Raw genomic sequence first — 2,347 nt, 5'->3', positions numbered from 1 at the left:
GGCGCGGCGGCCGCGGCTTCCGGCTCGACGGCGGCAGCGGCGCGCTGGCTCGCTGCCGACAAGGCGGCGCGGCTCTGCTCCAGCGCCTGCGCGTAGTCGCTCAGCAGATGCTTGGGCAAGGCGTTGTGTTCGGGGGCTTGCTCATATTCGGCCTGGGCGGCGGCATGGCGCTCCAGCGCCTGCTGCGCTTCCTCCGGCGGCAAGCCGGCGGACGGCAGCTGGCGCAGCGCGGCCATCGCGTCGATGATGGTGCGCTGCAGGTTGACCTGCGCTTCCAGCCGGGCCGCCAGCGCGGCGCGCGCGGCGGCGTACGGTTCGGCCAGCGCCGGCACGGCGGCGGTGATCTGCCATTGACGGTCCAGGTCGGCCACCTGGTTGGGCGTCAGCTTCTCATCCTGCAGCAGGCGCTGGGCCAGCTCCAGGCAGGCCTGCGCTTTTTGCTGCTCGGCTTGCTGGTAGCGGATCGCGTCCAGCCGTCCCTGCATCAGCTTGGCGACGCGGCGGTCGGTGTTGCGCATGGCCTGCAGCACCCGTTCGAGCTGCGGCTGCGACTGTACGTGCTCGGCGGCGGCCAGGCGCACGCCGGCGAATTCGCTCTGCAGTATCAGCTCGACGGCGGCGGCCTCGTCGCCCGCCAGCGAGGCGGCGCGCTGGGCCTGTTCCTCGCGGCGGCTGGCCGATGCGGCAGCGGCGGCGCCCTGCTCGGGAGTCGCCTCGGCGGCCTGTTGATCGGCCGCCTGGTCGGTAGTTCGCTTGAAGATGAAATCGAACATGGTGCGCTATGAGATGGCTAAAACCACCATCATAGCAAAGCAAGGGGAATTTGCCCGAAGCGTATGCTAATTGGGCGGTTATTTCATCGCCGGCAACTGCCGGGTGGAACGGACATGCGGCGCCGGCGCCGCTTGCGCCTCGCTTTCCTCGACACTAATCACCGGCAGCACCTGCAGGCCGGGAATGCTGATCTGGCCGTCGTCCACCACGCGCAGGGAACCGGCCAGGTTGCGCGCGGCCACCGCCTTCGGCTTGGCCGCCTCGACCGCCGCGACCGGCACCATGCCGGCGCGCTTCATTTCTTCCAGATGCTTGTCATGCATCATCAATTGATTCGCGATGGAAAACCAGGTTTCGCCGGCGATCGCATGGCGGGCGATGGCGAACAGCTCCTGCTCTTCCTTTTCCAGCCGCTTGAGCAGCGAAGAGCAAAAGGTTTCGATGCTTTCGCAGATGAGGTTGACCTGGTCCTCGCGCACGTCGGCCACCGAGCCGAGCTTCTCTTGCAGCATGCGGATCGACAGCAGCGCCGCCTGGTTCAGGCGGTTGAGCTCGTCCAGCAGCTGGTCGGCGCGCTCGGTCGCCTCGCGCAGCGCGGGGATCAGGTACATCTCGGTTTTGCGCCAGTGGCAGGCCTGGTACAGGCTGTTGAGGTTTTCGCAGGCATATTCCAGCTGCGAAAGAGTGATGCTGTTCTGATGCATCAGCGTGGAGCGCACATACTTTTGGAAAGATAACAAACTGAGGCGGACACTCGCGTGTTCCACCGACAGCGCTACCAGAGTATATGTGGCAGTTAACATTCTGACTCCCAAGGCTGAAGTTGCGAAACGCCCGGATGGGCGGCAAAGAGCGGAAGTAAAAGTGTAAATAAAGCCGACAAACACGCTTTGACCTAGAACAAATTCACGGCCTTGCGTTATGCATATCAATATATAACAACACAGCCGCGAATGCTATCGCAACGATAACTGAAGCCGCACCATGCCGGCCTCGGGATGCGGCAAAACCACGCCGCCGAAATGGCGCACCAGGTTTTGCACGCCGAGGTTCTCCGCCAGCGCGTCGCCGACGATCTCGCCGGTGCCCTGGCTGCGGAAATAATCGACCAGTTTCTGGAACAGGATGTAGCCCAGTCCCTTCCCTTTCAAATCGGAACGCACGATGATGGCGAATTCGGCGGACTGGTTGTCCGCGTCGGCCACGGCCCGCACCACGCCCAGCGTTTCCGGCTCGCCGTTGGCGCTGTTGCGGGTGGCGATGAAGGCCATGGCGCGGTCGTAGTCGATCTGCGTCAGCCGCGCCAGCTGCGACGGCGGCAGCTCGCGCATCGCGGTGAAGAAGCGCAGCCGCACATCGTCCGGGTCCAGCGCCGCGAAGAACAGCTGGTGCTGCGGCGCGTCCTCCGGCCGGATCGGCCGCAGCAGGATGCGCCCGCCCTGCCAGTCCAGCTCCTGCTCCAGCTCCAGCGGATAGGGACGGATCGCCAGCGCGTCGCCGCTGCGGGCCGGCGCCAGCCGCACCTGCGCGGCCAGCGCCACCACGCCGCCGCCGATGGCCAGCAGCGGATTGA

Annotated in this window: 2 protein-coding genes and 1 pseudogene; all 3 read right to left on the bottom strand. The window is 65.6% G+C overall.

Annotation, left to right across the window (positions count from 1 at the left end; translation table 11 throughout):
- A pseudogene (locus GTP90_RS35475) lies at positions 1–773 on the bottom strand (DUF349 domain-containing protein); the annotation flags it as partial.
- A 78-nt stretch (positions 774–851) separates the two neighbouring features.
- Positions 852–1,478 (bottom strand): hypothetical protein, encoded by a 627-nt coding sequence (locus tag GTP90_RS35470; RefSeq protein WP_254452198.1) that lies wholly within the window; start codon positions 1,476–1,478, stop codon positions 852–854.
- A gap of 252 nt (positions 1,479–1,730) precedes the next feature.
- Positions 1,731–2,347: GNAT family N-acetyltransferase (locus GTP90_RS35465; protein WP_161087897.1), on the bottom strand; the 617-nt coding region annotated here is incomplete at its 5' end.

The organism is Duganella vulcania (genome assembly GCF_009857655.1).
Taxonomy (GTDB): Bacteria; Pseudomonadota; Gammaproteobacteria; order Burkholderiales; family Burkholderiaceae_D; genus Rugamonas; species Rugamonas vulcania.
This window is presented reverse-complemented; position numbering and strand designations above follow the sequence as displayed.